Below are 19960 nucleotides of genomic sequence, written 5' to 3'. Positions count from 1 at the left end.
GGAAGGAACTGAACCATGCATATCGAACCCGGAGTCGTATCGGGCGCCAAGCTCGTGTTGAGTTACGCAACCGGCATCGCCGTCGGCGGCGTTGCGCTGAAGCTCGCGGTCGAGACCGTGCGCGAGCAGGGCATCACGTCGTTCGCTGCGCGGACGCTCGCCGCCACGGGCCTCGTGTTCGTCTTCTTCGAGATCCTGCCGCACTTCCCGGTCGGCGTCTCCGAGGTGCACTTCATCCTTGGCTCGACCCTGTTCCTGCTGTTTGGGGCAGCGCCCGCGGCCTTCGGCCTTGCGTTCGGACTGTTCTTCCAGGGCATCTTCTTCGAGCCGCCCGATCTGCCGCAATTCGGCATGAACGTCACCACGCTGCTGGTGCCGCTGTTCGGGATCCAGGCGATCGCCGCGCGGATCATTGCCCGCAACACCGCCTATGTCGATCTCAGGTATCGCCAGGCGCTGGCGCTTTCGACCACGTATCAGGCCGGCGTCATCGCCTGGGTCGCGTTCTGGGCGCTCTATGGCTCCGGCTTCGGTGCGACCAACCTCGTCAACATCGCGACCTTCGCGGCCTCCTACGCGCTCGTCATCGTGATCGAGCCGCTGGCCGACCTCGGTGTGCTGGCGCTGGCGAAGTCGCTGCGCGGCGTCACCGCGCCCGGCCTCGTCACGCCGCGCCTGCACAACGCGGCTTAAGAGACAAAGGGGCGGCCGTCATGGCCGCCCCTGCACGCGCGATGCTCACGCTCTCCCTGATAGGCATCGGTTGCGGCGATCCCGGGCAGCTCACGCGCGCCGCCGTTCAAGCCATCAACGCGGCGGATCTCATCCTGATCCCGCGCAAGGGGACGGCGAAGTCCGATCTCGCAGATCTCAGGCGGACGATCTGCGCGGATGTGCTCACCAATCAAACGACGCGCATTGCCGAGTTCGACCTTCCCGTGCGCGATGCCGGTGAAGCGGATTATCACAAGGGCGTCGACGATTGGCACGATGCCGTGGCCGCGGCCTGGTCGCGGACGATCGCGAGCCAGCTCGGTGATGATGGCAAGGTCGCGCTGCTGATCTGGGGCGATCCATCACTGTATGATTCCTCCCTGCGCATTGCGCGGCGGCTCGATCCCTTGCCTGATATCGAGGTCGTGCCCGGCATCACTTCGATCCAGGCGCTGTGCGCGGCGCATGCGCTGCCGCTCAACGACATCGGCGAGCCTTTCCTGGTCACGACGGGACGCCGCTTGCGCGAAGGCGGCTGGCCGCAGGGCGTCGATACCGTGGTGGTGATGCTCGACGGCGGCACGGCGTTCCAGTCGCTCGATCCAGCGGGGCTGCACATCTGGTGGGGCGCCTATCTCGGCATGCCCGATCAGATCGTCATGTCCGGCGTTCTGGCCGAGATCGCCCCGCACATCGTCGCCGCGCGACAGGATGCGCGCGAGCGGCACGGCTGGATCATGGACAGCTACATTCTCAAGCGCAGGCCGTAAGCGAGGCAGCATGCTCCCCGATTGGGTCACCCGGAAATGCCCCGATGTCTCCGCTGTCCATCGCGAGGCGGCGCTCGCGCGTCAGGCGCAACTCACAAAACCGGCCGGCGCGCTCGGCCGGCTGGAGCAGCTTGCGGTCGAGCTTGCGGGCCTGCAGGCGACCGAGCAGCCGCGCGCCGCGCGAGTGCCGATCATCGTCTTCGCCGGCGATCACGGCATCGTCGCGCAGGGCGTGTCGGCCTATCCGCAAGGAGTGACCATCGCGATGATGGCGAATTTTGCCTCGGGCGGTGCCGCGATCTCGGTGCTGGCGCGTGAGCTTGGCTCAAACCTTGAGGTCGTGGACGCCGGCACGCTGGCGCAGGAGGAGATGGCAGGAATCGTCACCGACAAGCCGCGCCAGGGCACGCGCGACTTCAGCGTGGAAGCAGCGCTCAGCCCCACGGAGCTGGCATTCGCCTTCGAAGCCGGTCAGCGCGCAGTCGCGCGCGCAGACGCCGGCAGGCCCGATCTCCTGATCTTCGGCGAGATGGGCATCGGCAATACCACGACGTCGGCGGCGATTGCGGCGAGCCTGCTCGGCATCAGTGCCGAGGAGATCGCGGGCAGCGGTACCGGCGTCGATGCGGCCGGCCGTGCGCACAAGGCGCGCGTGATCGACGCTGCGATCGCGCGTCACGGCGTTGCGGGCGCTTCGCCGGAAAATATCCTGTGCGCCGTCGGCGGCCTCGAAATCGCGGCGATCTGCGGCGCCATCATTGCGGCTGCGCAAGCCCGCATTCCCGTGTTGATCGACGGCTTCATCGTATCGGTGGCGGCGCTGGCGGCGGTGCGGCTGAACCCGTCGTGCCAGCCATTCCTGCTGCCGTCGCATCAATCGGCGGAGCAGGGGCATCGGCTGGTGCTGCGTGCGCTGAACGTGCAGCCGTTGATCAGCCTCGATCTCAGGCTCGGCGAAGGATCGGGGGCGGCCATCTCGCTGCCACTGGTGCGGCTCGCGTGCAGCCTTCACAACGACATGGCGACCTTCGCGCAGGCCAACGTGCCGGATCGCCCGGCCTGACCCGGCTCAAGCCGCGCGCTGATTGACCGCGACGACGCGCCAGCCGGTGGCGAGCCGGTCGATCCGGGTCAGTGACAACGGATCGATCACGAAGCGCAGGGCCGCTTGTGGCGTGAGATCCAGCGCAATGCAGAGTGCGGCGCGGATGGTGCCGGAATGCACGACGAGCGTTGCTGACCCGGCGCCGATTTGCGAGAGACCCTGCCGGACGCGCGCGACCTGATCCTCAAAACTTTCGCCGCGAGGCGGCCGCCCGTGCGCCGGATCGCTCCAGAACTGCGCATAGGCCTCGCCGCCGGTCGCCGCGATCTCGTCATGCCGCCGGCCGGTCCAGTCGCCAAAATCCTGCTCGCCAAATTCGGGCACCAACGCGGGTTCGAGTCCCAGCGCGCGCGCCGTCTCAACCGTGCGTCGCGCCGGGCTCGCAAAGCTCGCAGCATCTGGCGGGAGCCTCTGTCGCAACGCCTCCAGTTGCACGCGATCGCCGAGATCGGCGGGCGCGTCGGCCGCGTGGATCGTCCCTTTGACGCCGTCGACGGGCGCGTGCCGTATCAGCCAGAGGAAGGTCTCGCCTTCCATGCCTATCTCCAAGGAAGTTGGTCGCTGTGGTAATAACGTCGCAGCGGCACATTGACTCTGTCTTGTCGGTAATCCTAGATGGCTTTGACGGTTTCCCCGAGTGGGGATGAAAAGGGAATGCGGTGCGGGGATTTTATCCCCAATGCCGCGGCTGCCCCCGCAACTGTAAGCGGCGAATCTTGCGTCACGAGCCACTGGGCATCTCGGTCCCGGGAAGGCGATGCAAGGTACTGACCCGCGAGCCAGGAGACCTGCCGTCAGCCGTGGTCACACGCGAAGATGTCGGTCGGGGAGTACAGACATTCGGCTTCATCGGAAGGCTCAAAGGCCGGAAGATGGGACCTTGGTTCGCGGTGACGTGCCACTGACGTCACACCGAGGTCCCGAACTGTGTCTTCCATTCGTCTTGTACGACCGCGTTGCTTCCTGCTCGCTTCCGCCGCGCTTACGTCATTTGCCACCCTCGATCTGCCTGCCGCCGTGGCGCAGCAGGCCCGCGAGCCGCTGCCGCCGGTCGAGGTGTCGCCCGCCCAATCCCGCAAACCGGCAAAGCCGGCGGCCCGGGACGCGCAGAGCCCACGCCGCGCAGCATCGCGCAGGCCAGCGGCCGCATCGGCCGCGGCCAAGCCCGTCGTGCCGACCGCGGCGGCGCAGACGCCGCTCAACACCAATGTGGTTGCCGAGAGCGCCTCGCGCCTCGGCCTGACCGTGCAGGAGACACCCGCGACCGTCGAAGTCATCTCGGCCGCGACCATGCGGGAGCAGGGCTATCGCACCGTGTCGGAGGTTGCGCAGGGCGCGGTCGGTGTCACCTCCGGCGACAATCCGGCCGAGCCCGCGGCTTTCTCCATGCGTGGCTTCACCAACAGCCAGATCAACATGCTCTACAACGGCATCAAGATCGGTCCGCAGAACATGACCTCGCGGATCACGGATACGGCCAATCTCGCAGCCGTGGAATTTTTGAAAGGTCCGGCCTCGCTGATGTCGGGCGAAGGTGCCGCCGGTGGCGCAATCAACTTGATCACGAAGCAGCCACACACCGGGCCGATCCGGAATGAAGCTGACTTTTCCTGGGATTCGCTCAATTCGTTCGGCGTCCACTACGGCTCGGGCGGCAGCACCAATTTGCAGGGGCTCGACTACCGCTTCGACATCAGCCGCGCCTCGCTCAATGGCTTTGCCGACGACACCAATACCAAGACGCTCGATCTCTCCGGCCAGCTTAACTACCGCATCTCCGACAGCCTCAAGATATGGGGCGCGATCGAGTACCGGGAGGATCGCTCGAAGGCCTATTGGGGCGCGCCGCTGGTGCCGGTCGCCTTCAGCGGCTCGCATGCGACGAGCGGCATTGTTTCGGGCAATTACGTCTCGAATTTCAACAAAACGAATCTCGGTGCGATCACGATCGACGATCGTACCTTCAACACCAATTACAACGTTCTCGACAACCGCAACGTGGCACAAGAGGTGTGGCTGCGCGGCGGCTTCGAACTGAAGCTGGCGCCTGACCTGACGCTGAAGAGCCAAGCCTATGCCTATGGCGCGGAGCGTACCTGGTTCAACAACGAGATCGAGGCTTTCAATGCCAGTACGGGCCTGCCCAACTCGAACATGGTCGATCGCGAGCGCTTCTATGTTGCACATAGCCAACGCCTTGTCGGCAACATTACCGACCTGATTTGGGACGCTAATATCGCAGGCTTCGACAACCGCCTGGTCACGACACTTTCGTCCAGCTATCTCGATTTCGTCAGGCCAGGCGCGGCCAACTTCCCGGACGATTACGTCTCGCTCGTCAATCCCGACCGTGGCCTTTACGGCCTGCTCACGACGCAGCAGCAGACCGCGCGCATCGACAACGAAGCGCTGTCGTTCGAGGACCGGCTGAAGCTGACGCGCAGCTTTGCGCTGATCGGCGGCCTGCGCGTCGAGCATATCGGGCTTGACCGCAACTCGACCGACTCCGCCGGGCTGGAAAAGGCGAACTTCCCGTTCTCGAAGTCCTGGGTCCCGACGACGGGGCGTATCGGCTACACCTGGGACGCCGTTCCCGGCGTGACCTTCTTCAGCCAGTACGCCACCGGCGCCGACGTCTCCGCCAACAACATCTTCCTGCTTGGGCCAGCCCAGCCACTCGACCTGACGACCTCGCGCACCTATGAGACGGGCGTCAAGCATCTGTTGTGGAACAACAGGGCGGAATGGTCGTTCTCGGCCTACGACATCCTGCGCAAGAACGTCTATGCCGCGGCCGGCGGCATGCAGCTCAACATCGCAGGCCGGCAGGAGTCGAAGGGCGTCGAGCTCGCCGCGGCCGTACGCCCGATCGATCCCCTGCGGCTCTGGGGCAACATCGCCTATGTCGATGCACGCTATGCCGACTACAATTTTGCCGGTGGTTCGTTCTCCGGCAACACGCCGCCGAACGTGCCGCGTGTCGTGGCCAATGCCGGTGCGTCGTACCGGTTCTTCACGCCCTGGCCGGTGGAGCTCGGCATCACCGGCCGCTATGTCGGCGACCGCTACAACACCGATGCCAACGTCGTGACGATGAAGGCCTACACCGTCGCCGACGTCTACGCCTTCGTCGACATCCCGAAGACGGTGTTCAACGCGGTCGATCAGGCCCGTCTGGGCTTCCGCGTGCGCAACATCACCGACAAGCGCTACGCGATCTGGGGCGATCCGTTCTATCCCGACCAGATCCTGCTCGGTGCGCCCAGGACCTATGAGCTCTCGGCCGCGTTCAAATGGTAGGGCGCTGACCACATGATGAACGCGATCGTGCTGCTGCATCGCTGGCTCGGGATCGCGTTCTGCCTGCTGTTCGCGATGTGGTTCGCGAGCGGAATCGTGATGCACTTCGTTCCGTTTCCGTCGCTGACGGAAGCGGAACGCTTTGCCGGGCTCGCGCCGGTTGATCGCGGAGAGGTGAGGATTGCGGTCGCGGATGCCGTCGCTGCGAGCGGGATCGCGGACGCCACGCGCGTTCGCCTGCTCCAGCGGAGCGACGGGCCGGTCTATGTCGTGTCGGACCCGTCGCGTGTGCGCGCGGTCCTTGCCTCCGACGGACGGGATGCATCGGTGACGTCCGCCGACGTCGCGGTCGGTATCGCGCGGGATCATGCCCGGCAACGCGGGCTCGATGCCGCGCGGGCGGCGATGATTTCGGGCGCGGATTATGATCAATGGAGCGTACCCAACGGCTTTGATCGACACCGGCCTCTGTTGCACGTCGCTCTTGGCGATGCGGTCGGAACCGAGGTCTATGTCTCCTCGCGCACCGGCGAAGTCGTGCTGGATACGACCCGGAGCGAGCGCGGGTGGAATTGGGCCGGCAGCGTCCTGCACTGGATCTATCCGACGGTCCTGAGGAGCAACTGGTCCCTTTGGGATCAGGTGGTCTCGACATTGTCGCTGGTGGCCCTTATCGCGGCGACGCTCGGCGCGGTGCTCGGAATTATCAGGATCAGGATTCGAGGGCGCGGGGTTTCGTCGCCTTATCGCGGTTGGCACGCACTGCATCACATCATTGGTCTCGTCGCGACCGTTTTCGTGCTGACCTGGAGTTTCAGTGGCTGGCTCTCGATGGATCACGGCCGGCTGTTCTCGCGCGGGGAGCTGACCCCGACCGAAGCGGGCGTGGTGTATGCCGCGCCTGACTGGACGACGGCCCCACCGGTCGGTCAGCCGTCGGCTCGCGACATCGAATGGTTCGCCGTCAACGGTGTCGTCTACCGGCGCGACCGGACCGGCCTCGCCAGTCAGGCCTTGACCAAAGCGGGGGAGGCGATCCGCAGCCGGCAGGTGGCATTCCTCGGCGAGAGGGATGTCCATGAGCTGACGACGCGCCTTGCGCCGGGCTGTGGCGCCCCGTCCGTTCTTGCCGACAATGAGGATTATCCCGCGTACTCCGTTGTCCCGAGAGCCCCGGTCTATCGCTCCCGATGCGGCGACCTCTGGTTCGACATCGACGGTGGCGACGGCCGCGTGCTGCAAAGACTGGATGCCTCGCGGCGCGCCTATCGCTGGTTCTATAGCGCGCTTCACACGCTCGATTTTCCCGTTCTCATGGCGCGTCCGCGTCTGCGCGATATCCTGGTCGTCGGGCTCTGCTTGCTCGGGCTGGCATTTTCCGTCACCGGCATCGTCATCGGCTGGCGGCGCTTGCGGTCGACCTTCGCGGCTTGAGCTGCGTATCGAACAAATCATATGCGCCATGCAGATTGCGGGTTGCGCGGGCGATGGCAGGCGCGGATGATCGTCCGAGGGGGCGCAGCGGTGCGCTCTCTCAATCGGGCGATCGTGATCGATGTCAATTCAGCGCAAGCGCCTCGGCATGATGACCCCGTCGTCCAACTCGGTGCTGGAGCCCGTCACCTGTTCCATGCTGCATGGCGTGGCCGGCGTCACCGCTCATTTCTCGCGCTTCCGCGTTACCGAGATCGCGCTCGATGCCGCGGCGCTGAACCAGTTCGATGCCTCGGTGATGCTGCCGGCGGCGGATCTGCTGGCGGACGCCAAGGTCGATGCCATTGCCTGGAACGGCACGTCGGCGAGCTGGCTCGGTATCGGCCGCGACCGGAGCCTGTGCGAGGCGATCGCGGCGCGGACCGATATCCCGGCGACGACCTCCACGCTCGCCTGCATCGATGCCGTCCGCGCGCTCGGCGCCGGACGCGTCGGCCTGGTCTCACCCTATACGGACGACGTGCAACGGCGTATCGGCGATGTCTGGACCGAGGAGGGGATCGCCCCTCACGCCGAGCGGCATCTCGGCCTGCGCGATAACTTTTCCTTCGGTGAGCCGCGACGATCGCCGACATGATCCGCGCGGTCGCGGCGGACGGCGCCGATGCCGTCGTCATTCTCTGCACCAATCTCGACGGCGCCGCGCTGGCTGCAGCACTCGAACGGGAGTTGGGCATCGCCGTGCTGGACTCGGTCGCGGTCACGCTGTGGCGGACGCTCGAACTCGCCGGTGGCGACATCGCGGCCCTTGCGGCGTGGGGCCGGATCTTCCAGACATCAGCGATCATCAAGTGACGGAGCCCTCCTGTGACGCAGCTCGATCTCGCCATTCGCGGCGGCACCATCGTGACGGCCAGCGACGAGTTTCGCGCCGATATCGGCATTCGCGACGGACGCATCGTCAGCATCGCCGACCGCATTGAGGGCGCGGCACGCGAGATCGACGCGACGGGTCTGCTGGCGCTGCCGGGCGGGATCGACAGTCACGTCCACATCTCCCAGGCCTCTGGCCCCGACGTCGTGATGGCCGACGATTTTGCTTCGGCAACGCGCGCGGCGGCGGCTGGCGGCAACACCATGGTGCTGCCCTTTGCGCTCCAGGAGAAGGGCACGTCGCTCCGCACCTGCGTCGAGAACTACCGCAAGCTCGCCGAGGGCGAATGCTACATCGACACCGCTTTCCACCTCATCATCTCCGACCCCACCGCGGTCGTGCTCGGGCAGGAGCTGCCGGCTCTCGTCAAGGACGGCTACACCTCGTTCAAGGTGTTCATGACCTATGACGACCTCGTGCTCAGCGACAAGCAGCTGCTGGAAGTGTTCGATGTCGCGCGCCGCGAGGAGGCGCTTGTCATGGTCCATTGCGAGGGCTACGACGCGATCCGTTTCCTCACCGCCAAGCTCGAACGCGAGGGCCACATCGCGCCCTATTATCACGGCACCTCGCGGCCGCAGGCCGTCGAGCGCGAGGCGACGCATCGCGCCATCAGCCATGCCGAGGTGATCGGCGTTCCCATCATGATCGTCCACGTCTCCGGGCGCGAGGCGATGGAGCAGGTGCGCTGGGCCCAGCAGCGCGGACTGCCGGTGCATGCCGAGACCTGTCCGCAATACATCACGCTGACGGCCGACGACATGAAGGGCCTGAACATGGACATGTCAGGCGCAAAGTATGTCTGCTCGCCGCCGCCGCGCGATGCCGAAAGCCAGCAGGCGATCTGGGAAGGCATCACCACGGGGGTGTTCCAGACCTTCTCGTCCGATCACTGCCCGTTCCGCTACGACGATCCCAAGGGCAAGCTGACGCCGAATGCCCGCACCTCGTTCCGCTGGGTGCCGAACGGCATCCCCGGCGTCGAGACCCGGTTGCCGCTCCTGTTCTCCGAGGGCGTGTCGAAGGGGCGGATCAGCTTGCAGAAATTCGTCGAGCTGACTGCGACAAATCATGCGCGGATCTACGGGCTCTATCCGCGCAAAGGCTCGATCGGCGTCGGCTTCGACGCCGACATCGCGCTGTGGGACCCGAAGCTGACAAAGACGATTCAACAGGCCGATCTGCACCACGGCGCGGACTATACCCCGTGGGAAGGCTTTGACGTCACCGGCTGGCCCGTCACCACCATCGCGCGGGGCCGCGTGGTGTACGAGCAGGGCAGGATCGTCGGCGACAAGGGCGCGGGCGAGGTGCTCAGCCGCGGCAAATCGAGCCTGGTGTGACGGGAAAATAATCGCATCGGGACGACGCCATGTCGTCTGTTGCGCATACCATCCTCGCGCTGCTGCGGCATCATTGATCCCTTTCCGCCGGCCGCCTTTCGGTGTAGCTCTGCGCCCACTTATGAGGCGGCCGGGCGCAAATGCTGATCGCCGCCGAAATCATGCAGGAGACACCAGGGATGTACCCGAAAGTTCAGATGTTCATCGCCGGCGAGTGGACCGACGGCACCTCCGGCAAGTCGGAGGACATCCTCAACCCCGCCACCGGCCAGCCGATCGGCAAGACCCCGCACGCCTCGCGCCAGGACCTCGACCGCGCGCTGGAGGCCGCCAAGGCCGGCTTCGAGATCTGGCGCAAGACCTCGCCGTTCGACCGCTACAAGCTGATGCGCAAGGCCGCCGACATTATCCGCTCACGCGCCGCCGAGATCGCACCCGTGATGACCATGGAGCAGGGTAAGCCGGTCGTGGAAGCGCAGGGCGAGACCATGCTCGCCGGCGACCTCATCGACTGGTTCTCGGAAGAAGCCCGCCGCGCCTATGGCCGCATCGTCCCGCCGCGGATGGGCAACGTCTCCCAGCTCGTGACCAAGGAGCCGGTCGGCCCGGTCGCCGCGTTTACGCCCTGGAATTTCCCGATCAACCAGGCGGTCCGCAAGATCTCGGCCGCGCTCGCCGCCGGCTGCTCGATCATCGTCAAGGGCCCGGAAGAAACCCCGGCAAGCTGCATGGAGCTGGTGCGCGCCTATGCGGATGCGGGCATTCCGGCCGGCGTCGTTCAGCTGGTGTTCGGCGTGCCGTCGGAAGTGTCAGAATATCTCATTCCGCACCCGATCATCCGCAAGATCAGTTTTACGGGCTCGACCGCGGTCGGCAAGCATCTGGCCGCACTCGCGGGCCTGCACATGAAGCGCGTCACCATGGAGCTCGGCGGCCACGCGCCGGCGATCGTGTTCGCGGACGCGGATCTCGACAACGCCGCCAAGATTCTTTCGGCCAACAAGTTCCGTAACGCCGGCCAGGTCTGCGTCTCGCCGACGCGCTTCCTGGTGCATGAGAGCGTCTATCAGCCCTTCGTCGACAAGTTCGTCGCCGCGGCCAAGAGCCTGAAGGTCGGCAACGGCCTCGACAAGGACACCCGCATGGGTCCGCTGGCGAACCCGCGACGCGTCGACGCGATGGAGGGTCTGGTCTCCGACGCTGTGCAGCGTGGCGCCAAGGTTCAGGCCGGCGGCAAGCGCATCGGCAATGAAGGCTTCTTCTTCGAGCCGACCGTGCTCACCGACGTGCCGCGCGATGCCCGGATCATGAACGAGGAACCCTTCGGACCGCTGGCGCCGATTACATCCTTCCGCAGCTACGACGAAGTGGTCGCTGAGGCTAACCGTCTGCCTTACGGTCTTGCGGCCTATGCCTACACGACCTCGACCAAGACGATGCAGGCGATCGGTGCCGACATCGAGAGCGGCATGGTCTCGATCAACCATCACGGTCTCGCGCTGCCGGAAGTGCCGTTCGGCGGCATCAAGGATTCCGGTTACGGCTCCGAAGGCGGCCTCGAGGCGATCGAGGGTTATCTCAACACGAAGTTTGTGACGCAGGCGAGCGCGTAAAGAAAAGTCGCGTTGTCATTCCGGGGCGCGCGAAGCGCGAACCCGGAATCCATCGCGCAACACGTGATGCAGACAAATGGATTCCGGGCTCGCGCCAAGTGGCGCGCCCCGGAATGACGGTGGATAGACCTGCGTTGCCTGACGGGCGAGACATGGACAACAGCCGTCACCCGAGCAAGCGCGTGTCCCTTGCCGGGATGCATATCGACCGGAATTCGGCGGTGCCGCTGCATCTGCAGATCGCGGCGCACATCCGCGACGGCATTTTGCGCGGCGTCTTTCCGGCTGGAACGCAATTTCTGGGATCCCGGGAGATCGCGCGCGAACTGGGCTGCTCGCGCACGGTGGTGTTGACCGCCTGGGATCTGCTCTACGCCGAGGGCTATCTTGAATCGATGCCGCGCGGCAGTGTCATGGTGGCGTCAGTGGCGACCCCACATGCCGCGCCTGCGTCCGCGACCTCGCCTGCGGCCAAGCCCACCCACATGTCGGAGCGCTGGCGCTCGCTGCTTGCCTTCGACTACGAGACCAACTGGCCCTCGGAGTTCAGCCCGGGCGCGCCTGACATCTCGACCTTCCCATTCAAGGACTGGTCGCGCCTGCTGCGCCAGACCTGGCAAAATCCAAGAGAGCAGGAGTGTCTCGATCTTCCCTCGGAAGGCCATCCGCGCTTGCGGAGCGAGATCGCGAACTTCCTCGGCTCGGTGCGCGGGCTCGTCTGCTCGCCGGAAGAGGTCGTCGTCACCTCAGGTACTTCGGGCGCGCTTGATTTCTGCAGCCGGATGATCCTCGATCCCGGCGACGAGGTCTGGGTCGAGGAGCCCGGCTTCGTCGAGGCCCGGTGGGCGCTGACGGCTGCGGGCGCGAAGCTCGTTCCAATTCCGGTCGATGACAAGGGCCTCGTCGTCTCCGAAGGTATCAGGCGCGCACCGGGCGCGAAGCTGATCGTGGTGACGCCGTCGCATCAATATCCGCTCGGCGTCAGCATGGGGCTGGAGCGGCGGCTCGAACTGCTCGACTGGGCCAACAAGAACGACGTCTGGGTGATCGAGGACGATTACAATTCGGAGTTCAGGCACCAGGACAGCATGATCGCCTCGTTGCGCTCGCTCGATCGCGAGGGGCGGGTGATCTATTTCGGCACTTTCTCGAAGATCATGATGCCGAATTTGCGGCTCGGCTACATCGTCGCCAACAGGCATTTCATCGAAGGCTTTTCCAAGGGCCGCGCGCGGATCGATGTGCATACCTCCGGCATCGGACAGCTCGCACTGGCCGAGTTCATGCGGGAAGGGCACCTGCTGCGGCATCTGCGCGGGATGCGGCGGATTTACGCCGCTCGCCGGAAGGCTCTGATCGATGCGATCGCAGCGCTGATGCCTGACGATCTCTCCGTATCCTCCGCCGTCACCGGATTGCATCTGGTGGCGCTGTTTACCGATGCGATGCAGGCACGGATGAGCGACCGAGAGGCGGCCGCAGTCCTGAAGCAGGCGGGCATCCACGTCCAGCCGCTCTCGCAAAACTTTCTGGAACAGCCGACGCGGCAGGGCCTGGTGTTCGGCTACGGACGGCTGCGGGTCGAGGATGCCGCGCCGCTGCTTGCGAGAATCGCGGCTTGCATCGGCAGCGGTCGCCGCGACGCACCATCCGACCCGGCAATATCCTCTCTTACTGTTCGTACAATAAAGAGAAGCTGAGCCGACCGTCGTGCATAGCTCGTAGGCATGCGGCTATCCCGCAACGCCGTTCAATCGCCTGGAAATTAGACAGACGTTTTTGAGTGCTCCGATTGCAGTGCAGCGGGCGTCACGATTTGCGCGGAGAAATCCGTGGTGCGCTGCACGTTTGTCGCGTGGAACGGTTCGCGTTCGTGTGCTCTCTGCGCGTGCAGTGCTGCACCAAAACGTGCAGCCGGTGTTGCACCGCGTGATGTCGGTCCTGCGCTGGTCTAGTGGTTTGCGACAACTCTGGCCCTATCCCGAGCCCATCGCTCTGTCGCACGCTCGCAGGCGGTGGCATGACAGGGGATGATGATGAGCGCTCTCGGTTTGGCATTGGACGCTGCGATGGACGGCAAGCACCCGGCGTCCGGTTCGGACGTCATCCGTAACTGACCCCGCACATGAGTTCCTCTGAAAATCACTGGGAAGTCGGCACCGATATCGGTGGCACCTTCACCGACATCATTGCGATCAGGCGCGACTCCGCGGAGGCGCGGATCGCAAAGGTGCCGTCGCGCCCCGACGCGCCGGTTCAGGCGATGCTGGAGGCGATCGAGGCGGTGGGCCTGCGCAAGAGCGAGGTCAAGCGCTTCGTGCACGGCACCACGCGCGTCACCAACGCCATCGTCGAGAACCGGCTGCCGAAGGTCGCGCTGGTCGCGACCGAAGGGTTCGCCGATGTGCTGGAGATTGCGCGCTATCGCCGCCGCGATCTCTATCGTCTCGACATTCCGCCGAAATCGCCGCCTTTGGTGCCGCCCGAACGATGCTTTGGGCTCGCCGAGCGCCTCGATCACGAAGGCCGGGTGCTGAAGGCGCTGGATGAGACCGAGATCGAGCGTCTGGTGGCCTGGCTGAAGCAGACCGGCGTGCAGAGCGTCGCCGTGGCGCTGCTTCACGCCTACGCCAATCCCGTCCACGAAAAAATACTCGGCGAACGGCTCAAGGGCGTCGTCGCCCACATCTCGCTGTCGCATGAGGTCAATCCCGAGGCGCGCGAATACGAACGGACGTCGGCGACCGTGTTCAACGCGGCCGCGATGCCGATCGCGGTGGAATATCTCAGCGAGCTGGAGCAGCGGCTGCCGATCGGCGCCGGCTTGCAGGTGTTTCATTCGGCCGGAGCCATGGTCCCGATCTCGGCGGTGAAGCGGCGGCCGCTGGTGATGGCGATGTCGGGGCCGGCCGCCGGCGTCTCCGCATCGGTCAGCATCGCGCGCCAGCTCGGCACATCGCGCATGCTCACCTTCGACATGGGCGGTACCACGACGGACGTCTGCCTGATCGTCGACGGTCAGGCCGAGATGACCGACGGCCGCATGCTCGGCGACAAGCCGCTGCGTCAGCCGATGCTTGCGGTCCATTCCATTGGGGCCGGTGGCGGATCGATCGTGCGAAACGGTCCCGGCGGCTTGACGGTCGGGCCTGAGAGCGCCGGCTCCGAGCCGGGGCCTGCCTGCTATGGCCGCGGCGGCCTTGAGCCGACCATCACCGACGCCAATGCGGTGCTCGGCTATCTTAATCCCGAGACCAAGCTTGGCGACCGCATCGGCATCGACATCAAGGCCGCGGAACGCGTCATCGAGCCGATTGCGCGCGCCCTGGGGCTGAGCCTGACCGAAACCGCGCTCGGCATCATCAAGGTCGCCAACGCGACCATGGCCCGCGCGCTTCGCCGCGTCACGGTCGAACGAGGCATCGACGGGCGCGACTGCACGCTGCTCGCCTTCGGTGGCGGCGGCCCGATGCATGCGGCAGGCCTTGCCGATCTCTACGGAATTGCGGAGGTCATGGTGCCGAGCGCATCGAGCGCGTTCTCGGCACTGGGCTGTCTCACAGCCGATTTCAGCTTTCTCCAGCAGCAGACGCTACGCGCCGCCCTCGACGGCATCGATCTCGCGCGCGTGTCGGAGCGGATCGGGACGTTGATGGACGATGCTTCGGCGCCGCTGATTGCCAACGGCGTTGCGCAGGCGGAGATCCAGGTCGAGCTGGTGGCGCTGATGCGCTACGCGGCGCAGAATGATGCCATTCCGGTGCCGTTCACGTTGCCGCTCGACGCGACCAAGCTGAAGAAGGACTTTTTGACGCGGCATCACGAGCTGTTCGGCTATGCGACCAGCGAGCCCTGCGTCATCGAATCCGTGCGTGTGCAGGCGCGGCGCCCCTCGACGACGGTGGTGAGCCGGCCGGCGACTGCGGTGAGGGCGGTGTCGTCAGGCAAGCGGGCCTGCTCATTCGATGGCCTCCACGATATCCCGACCGCGATCATCGATCGCGCCAAATTGACCGATGTCGTCAGCGGCCCCGCGATCATCGAGGACGCATGGTCAACGGTGGTGGTCCCGCCCGGCTGGCAAGCTAAACCCGATGTATCAGGCAACCTGTTCCTGACGCGGAGGGCGGCATGAAGCTCGATCCGTTCGTCGTCGAGGTCATCAGGCACGGGCTCTCGGCCGCGGCCGAGGAAATGAGCCTGGTGATGACGCGCTCGGCGCGCTCGCCGCTGCTGCGCGAGGCCGGCGACCTGTCGTCCGCGATCACGGATGGCCGTGGCGGCCTGGTCGGGCAGGGCCGCGACATCCCGATCCATCTCGGCGCGATGGCCTACACGATCCCGGAACTCTTGAAGGTCGTGCCGGTCGAGAGCCTGAACGACGGCGACGTGCTGATCTACAATGTCGGCGCGCTCGGCGGCAACCACCTCAACGACGTCAAGGTCGTGCGTCCCGTCTTCGTTGACGGCGAGATCGTGGCGTTCGCGGTGAGCCTCGCGCACTGGCCCGACATCGGCGGAACCTGGCCCGGCAGCTATTTTGCCAAGGCGATCGACACTTTCCAGGAGGCGATGCGGATTCCGCCGGTGCTGATCGCCACGTCAGCCGGCGTCAATACGCCGATTGTGCAGCTGCTCAAGGCCAACGTCCGGGATCCCGAATCCTGTGAGGGCGACCTGCTCGCGCAGATCGCCGCGACCAAGGCCGGCGAGCGGCGCATCGTCGAACTCTGCCGCGAGCACGGCAAGGCGGTGTTCACGGCGACGCAATCGCGCCTGCACGATCTCTCCGAAATCGAGATGCGGGAGGCGCTCCGCGACCTGCCCGATGGCGTCTACGAGGGCGAAGATTATCTCGACGACGGCAGCGTCAACAATGCACCTGCGCGCATCCATGTGAAAATCACCATTCGCGGCGACGAGGCGACCTTCGACCTCTCCGGCAGTTGCGATCGCGTCTCCAATTTCTGCAACACGACGCCGTTCATGGCGCGCTCGGCCGTCGCCTATGCCGCGCGCATCATGAGTGGGCGCGACATGCATCAGAACGCCGGCGCGCTCCGGCCTCTGACCATCATCACGCGCCCGGGCTCGATCCTGGAGCCGGGCTGGATGGCGTCCGTGGCCGCCGGCAACCACGAGACGTCCATGCGCATCGTCGATGCGATTTTCCGCGCGATGCAGGACACCATCCCCGAACGCCTGTCGGCCGGCGGGGCGACCACGGCGGGCGTGCTGTTCTTTGCCGAACCGCGGCAAAACGGTTCGTGGAAAATGCTCTACGAGGTCCACGGCGGCGGCGAGGGCGCGCGGCATGATCGGGCCGGCATGTCGGCGACGCGCGTGCATCTCTCCAATACGTCGAACACGCCGGTCGAGGTGATCGAGGCGAGCTACGCGATCCGCCTGGAGCAGCAGGCCATTCGCCGGCAGTCCGGCGGCGCGGGGGCGCATCGCGGCGGTGACGGCTCGGTTCGCACCTATCGCATCCTGGCGCCCTCGATGCACCTGACCACCTGCATCGAGCGCATGGTGATTGCGCCGTTCGGCATGCAGGGCGGTGAAGCCGGCAAGGCCTGCCGCATCTCGCTGATCAGGCAGGGCGCAAACGTCGCCATCGACGGCAAATCAAACCTGGTGTTGCAGCAAGACGATCTCGTCACGATCGAGATGTGCGGCGGCGGCGGCTACGGCGCCGCGGCTGCGGAGTGAGGGGATTGCGATGAGCAGATTGTTGCGAACCGGGTTGAATGCGGGCGAAGCCGCGCCGATGGCCGTCGTCGGCGGCGAAGGCGTCTATTTTCACTTGTCCGATGGCCGCAAGCTGATTGACGGCAGCAACACCGGCGGCGGCCTCGGCCATCGCCATCCCGCGATGGTGGAGGCGATCCGCCGCGCGGCCGATACGCCGGTCGTGAACGAGGGGTGGACCTGGGTTGGCCGCGAGCAGGCTGCCGACGATCTGATGGCCACCGCATTCAAAGGCGAAGATGACTGGGTCGGCGCAGTGCGCTTCTGCATCAGCGGCAGCGAGGCCAACGATATGGCGCTGTCGCTCTGCCAGGCGCTGACGCAGCGGTCGGCGCTGGCGACGCGCGAGCGCGCCTATCACGGCATCACCGGCCTGTCGCGCAGCATGACGGTGCAGCCGCAATGGCACGGCGGCCTCGCGGTGCACGCCGGCGGCTCGAAGCTCCCAGCGCCGATGGCACCGGTGCGGATTCTCCCGGCGCCGGATGGCGCCATCTACGGCGCGCCGGCCAACACCCCGCCCAGCGAATATCTGGCGGATGCCACGCGTCTGCTCTCGGACACGGCGGCGACGATCATCGACTACACCCAGGGCGGGATCTATTACGACGGCGCCTATCAGGACGAGGTGGCGCGCCACGCCCGGCAAGCGGGTTCCTACTGGATCGCGGACGAGGTCGTCACCGGCGCTGGCCGCGCAGGCCGCTGGTTCGCCTTCCAGGGCGCGGAGAGCCGGCCCGATATCGTGACGCTCGGAAAATCGCTCGGCGGCGGTGCGGCGGCAGTCGCGGCGGTCGTGGTGTCGAAAGACATCGTCGAGCGGCTCAAGGGCACCAGCTGGCAGAATTACGGCACGCTGCGCGGCCATCCCATCAGCATGGCTGCCGTCAGCGCGTACCTGAAAGTCGTCAGCGACGACAAAATTCTGGAGCACGTCCGGAAGCTCGAAAAGCTGTTTACCCGCCGCCTGCTCGCGATCGCGCAAAAGCATCCGAGCGTGCAGCGCGTGGCGGGGCAGGGGTTGCACTGGACTGTGGAGCTTTACGGTCCAGATTGGCGCAGCTGGCATGCCGACACCACCGTGGTCCCGATCGCCTCGCGGGTGGCAGAGCGCGCGCTGGAGGCCGGCGCCGTGATTGGAACCAGCGGCGAGCAGACCTCGCTGTTCCTGGCGCCGCCGCTGGTGATCTCCGAGCACGAAGCCGAGCGGCTGTTGGATGCGCTCGACCACGGCCTCGACATCGCAGACGAGGAGCACGGGTGAGCGCAGACCCCGCAGCGTCCAACCGCTCGCCGGCCTGGCCGGCGGACGGGCCCTGGCATCTCGCGATGCCGGAGGGGACGCTTTACGACGCGCTGGCGCGTGCGGCGACGGATCGCCCATCGCATCCGGCGACGGTGTTTTATGGTGCGAGCCTGAGCTATGCCGAGCTACGCGCGCGGGTCGATGCCTTAGCCGGCTTCCTGCAGAACGCTTGCGGCGTGAAGCGCGGTGATCGCGTCATGATCGCGCTGCAAAACTCGCCGCAATATGTCATCGCCTTCTACGCGGTGATGCGGGCGGACGCCGTGATCGTGCCGGTCAATCCGATGAACAAGACGGCTGAGATCGATTATCTCGCGGCCGACAGCGGCGCCAAGGTCGCGATCATCGGAAGCGAGCTCAACGACATCTTTGCGCCGCTGGCGGGCGAAGCTATCACTCATACGATCGTCGCGCAGTATCGCGACGAGATCCCGGACGCGACGCCCTACACGTTGCCGTCCTGCGTGACTGAAGCGCCGTCGGAGGTGCCGCCGTCACCGGGCTTGCATTCCTGGTCGTCTGCGATCACGAAAGGCTTGCAGCCTGATCCGATGAGCGCGGGGCCGGACGATCTCATGATCCTGCCCTATACGTCGGGGACAACAGGCAAGCCCAAGGCCTGCATGCATACCCATCGCAGCGCGCTGTTCACCGCCGTCCTGCAGGCACGCTGGTATGGACTCGACGGCAGCGACGTGATGACCGGCTTCATGCCGTTGTTCCATGTCGCGGGCATGCAGGGCTCGATGAATGCCGCGGTGGTGACAGGCGCTACACTGCTGTTGATGGCGCGCTGGGACAAGGATCTGCTGCCGGATCTGTTCGAGACCTACGGCGTCACGTTCTGGAACGCGGCGCCGACCATGATCGTCGACGTGCTCGCCAGCGTCCGGTTCCGAGACCGGTGTTTTGCGAAACTCAAGGTGCTGACCGGCGGTGGCGCGGCAATGCCAACCGCGGTGGCCGAACGGCTCAAAGGACGCTTCGGCCTCGATTTCGTCGAGGGTTACGGCATGACCGAGACGATGTCGCCGACCCATCTCAATCCGATGGCGGCGCCGAAGCGCCAGTGCCTCGGCATTGCCGTGCACGAGACCGATGCGAGGGTCGTCGATCCCGAAAGCCTGATCGAGCTCGACGACAATGTCGTCGGCGAGATCGTCGTGCACGGGCCGCAGGTGCTGCAAGGCTACTGGAACAGGCCGCAGGCCGACGCTGAGTCCTTCATCGAGCTCGCGGGAAAGCGGTTCCTGCGCACGGGCGATCTCGGCTATCGCGATGCCGACGGCTATTTCTTCGCGGTCGACCGCCTGAAGCGGATGATCAATGTCAGCGGTTTCAAGGTGTGGCCGGCCGAGGTCGAAGCCGCGATGTACCAGAACCGCGCCATCCGGGAATGCTGCATCGTCTCGACCCCTGACGACTACCGCGGTGAGACCGTCAAGGCGCTGGTGGTGCTCGATGAAGCCGCGCGCGCGACGATTTCGACGGACGACATCGTCGGTTGGGCCCGTGGTGCGATGGCCAGCTACAAGGCGCCGCGCGCCGTCGTCTTCGTCGATGAGCTGCCGCGCACCGCGAGCAACAAGATCAACTGGCGACTCTTGCAGGATGCCGAATGGGGGCGGACGGCATGAAAGCTGCTTGGCTGGAAAAACGGCGCAAGACCGCGTTATGCTACGCGCGCGGA

Annotated in this window: 13 protein-coding genes, 1 pseudogene and 1 riboswitch; of the genes and pseudogenes, 13 read left to right on the top strand and 1 reads right to left on the bottom strand. The window is 65.7% G+C overall.

Annotated features, from left to right (window positions below; all coding sequences use genetic code 11):
- The first annotated feature begins 15 nt into the window (after positions 1-15).
- From ABIB95_RS02155 to cobT, 3 genes are read left to right on the top strand one after another with little or no spacing between them, the layout of a single operon-like run.
- Positions 16-693: an energy-coupling factor ABC transporter permease gene (locus ABIB95_RS02155; RefSeq protein WP_354237745.1), complete on the top strand. Its 678-nt coding sequence runs from the start codon at positions 16-18 to the stop codon at positions 691-693.
- A 41-nt stretch (positions 694-734) separates the two neighbouring features.
- The gene (cobF, locus tag ABIB95_RS02150) at positions 735-1484 is read left to right on the top strand and encodes a precorrin-6A synthase (deacetylating) (protein ID WP_354237847.1); all 750 of its coding nucleotides are present in this window, start codon (positions 735-737) and stop codon (positions 1482-1484) included.
- Between the two features lie 10 nt (positions 1485-1494).
- Positions 1495-2547: a nicotinate-nucleotide--dimethylbenzimidazole phosphoribosyltransferase gene (gene cobT, locus ABIB95_RS02145; RefSeq protein ID WP_354237744.1), complete on the top strand. Its 1053-nt coding sequence runs from the start codon at positions 1495-1497 to the stop codon at positions 2545-2547.
- Between the two features lie 6 nt (positions 2548-2553).
- Here cobT and ABIB95_RS02140 read toward each other — a convergent pair whose 3' ends face one another.
- Positions 2554-3126 (bottom strand): histidine phosphatase family protein, encoded by a 573-nt coding sequence (locus ABIB95_RS02140; protein ID WP_354237743.1) that lies wholly within the window; start codon positions 3124-3126, stop codon positions 2554-2556.
- Positions 3127-3197: 71 nt separating this feature from the next.
- Positions 3198-3399: riboswitch (cobalamin riboswitch) on the top strand.
- Positions 3400-3516: 117 nt separating this feature from the next.
- Here ABIB95_RS02140 and ABIB95_RS02135 point away from each other — a divergent pair.
- The 10 genes and pseudogenes from ABIB95_RS02135 (at position 3517) to ABIB95_RS02090 (ending at position 19907) form a co-directional block, all read left to right on the top strand.
- Positions 3517-5889: a TonB-dependent receptor gene (locus ABIB95_RS02135; protein WP_354237742.1), complete on the top strand. Its 2373-nt coding sequence runs from the start codon at positions 3517-3519 to the stop codon at positions 5887-5889.
- Between the two features lie 12 nt (positions 5890-5901).
- The gene (locus tag ABIB95_RS02130) at positions 5902-7323 is read left to right on the top strand and encodes a PepSY domain-containing protein (RefSeq protein WP_354237741.1); all 1422 of its coding nucleotides are present in this window, start codon (positions 5902-5904) and stop codon (positions 7321-7323) included.
- Between the two features lie 121 nt (positions 7324-7444).
- Positions 7445-8178 (top strand): annotated as a pseudogene (locus ABIB95_RS02125) (maleate cis-trans isomerase family protein).
- Between the two features lie 12 nt (positions 8179-8190).
- The gene (gene hydA, locus ABIB95_RS02120; protein ID WP_354237740.1) at positions 8191-9600 is read left to right on the top strand and encodes a dihydropyrimidinase; all 1410 of its coding nucleotides are present in this window, start codon (positions 8191-8193) and stop codon (positions 9598-9600) included.
- Between the two features lie 179 nt (positions 9601-9779).
- Positions 9780-11213 carry an NAD-dependent succinate-semialdehyde dehydrogenase gene (locus ABIB95_RS02115; RefSeq protein ID WP_354237739.1) on the top strand — a complete coding sequence of 478 codons (1434 nt, stop codon included), beginning with the start codon at positions 9780-9782 and terminating at the stop codon, positions 11211-11213.
- 152 nt (positions 11214-11365) lie between these two features.
- Positions 11366-12913 (top strand): MocR-like pyridoxine biosynthesis transcription factor PdxR, encoded by a 1548-nt coding sequence (pdxR, locus tag ABIB95_RS02110; protein WP_354237738.1) that lies wholly within the window; start codon positions 11366-11368, stop codon positions 12911-12913.
- 425 nt (positions 12914-13338) lie between these two features.
- The gene (locus ABIB95_RS02105; RefSeq protein ID WP_354237737.1) at positions 13339-15348 is read left to right on the top strand and encodes a hydantoinase/oxoprolinase family protein; all 2010 of its coding nucleotides are present in this window, start codon (positions 13339-13341) and stop codon (positions 15346-15348) included.
- Positions 15345-16925 (top strand): hydantoinase B/oxoprolinase family protein, encoded by a 1581-nt coding sequence (locus ABIB95_RS02100; protein WP_354237736.1) that lies wholly within the window; start codon positions 15345-15347, stop codon positions 16923-16925. Before ABIB95_RS02105 ends, ABIB95_RS02100 begins: the two co-directional genes overlap by 4 nt.
- Positions 16926-16935: 10 nt before the next feature.
- A complete protein-coding gene (locus ABIB95_RS02095; protein ID WP_354237735.1) occupies positions 16936-18228 on the top strand; it encodes a class-III pyridoxal-phosphate-dependent aminotransferase in 1293 nt (430 codons plus the stop codon).
- Positions 18225-19907 (top strand): long-chain-fatty-acid--CoA ligase, encoded by a 1683-nt coding sequence (locus ABIB95_RS02090; RefSeq protein WP_354237734.1) that lies wholly within the window; start codon positions 18225-18227, stop codon positions 19905-19907. Before ABIB95_RS02095 ends, ABIB95_RS02090 begins: the two co-directional genes overlap by 4 nt.
- The last annotated feature ends 53 nt before the right edge of the window (positions 19908-19960 follow it).

Origin of the sequence: Bradyrhizobium sp. LA2.1 (assembly GCF_040547725.1) — a bacterium.
Classification (GTDB): domain Bacteria; phylum Pseudomonadota; class Alphaproteobacteria; order Rhizobiales; family Xanthobacteraceae; genus Bradyrhizobium; species Bradyrhizobium barranii.
This window is presented reverse-complemented; position numbering and strand designations above follow the sequence as displayed.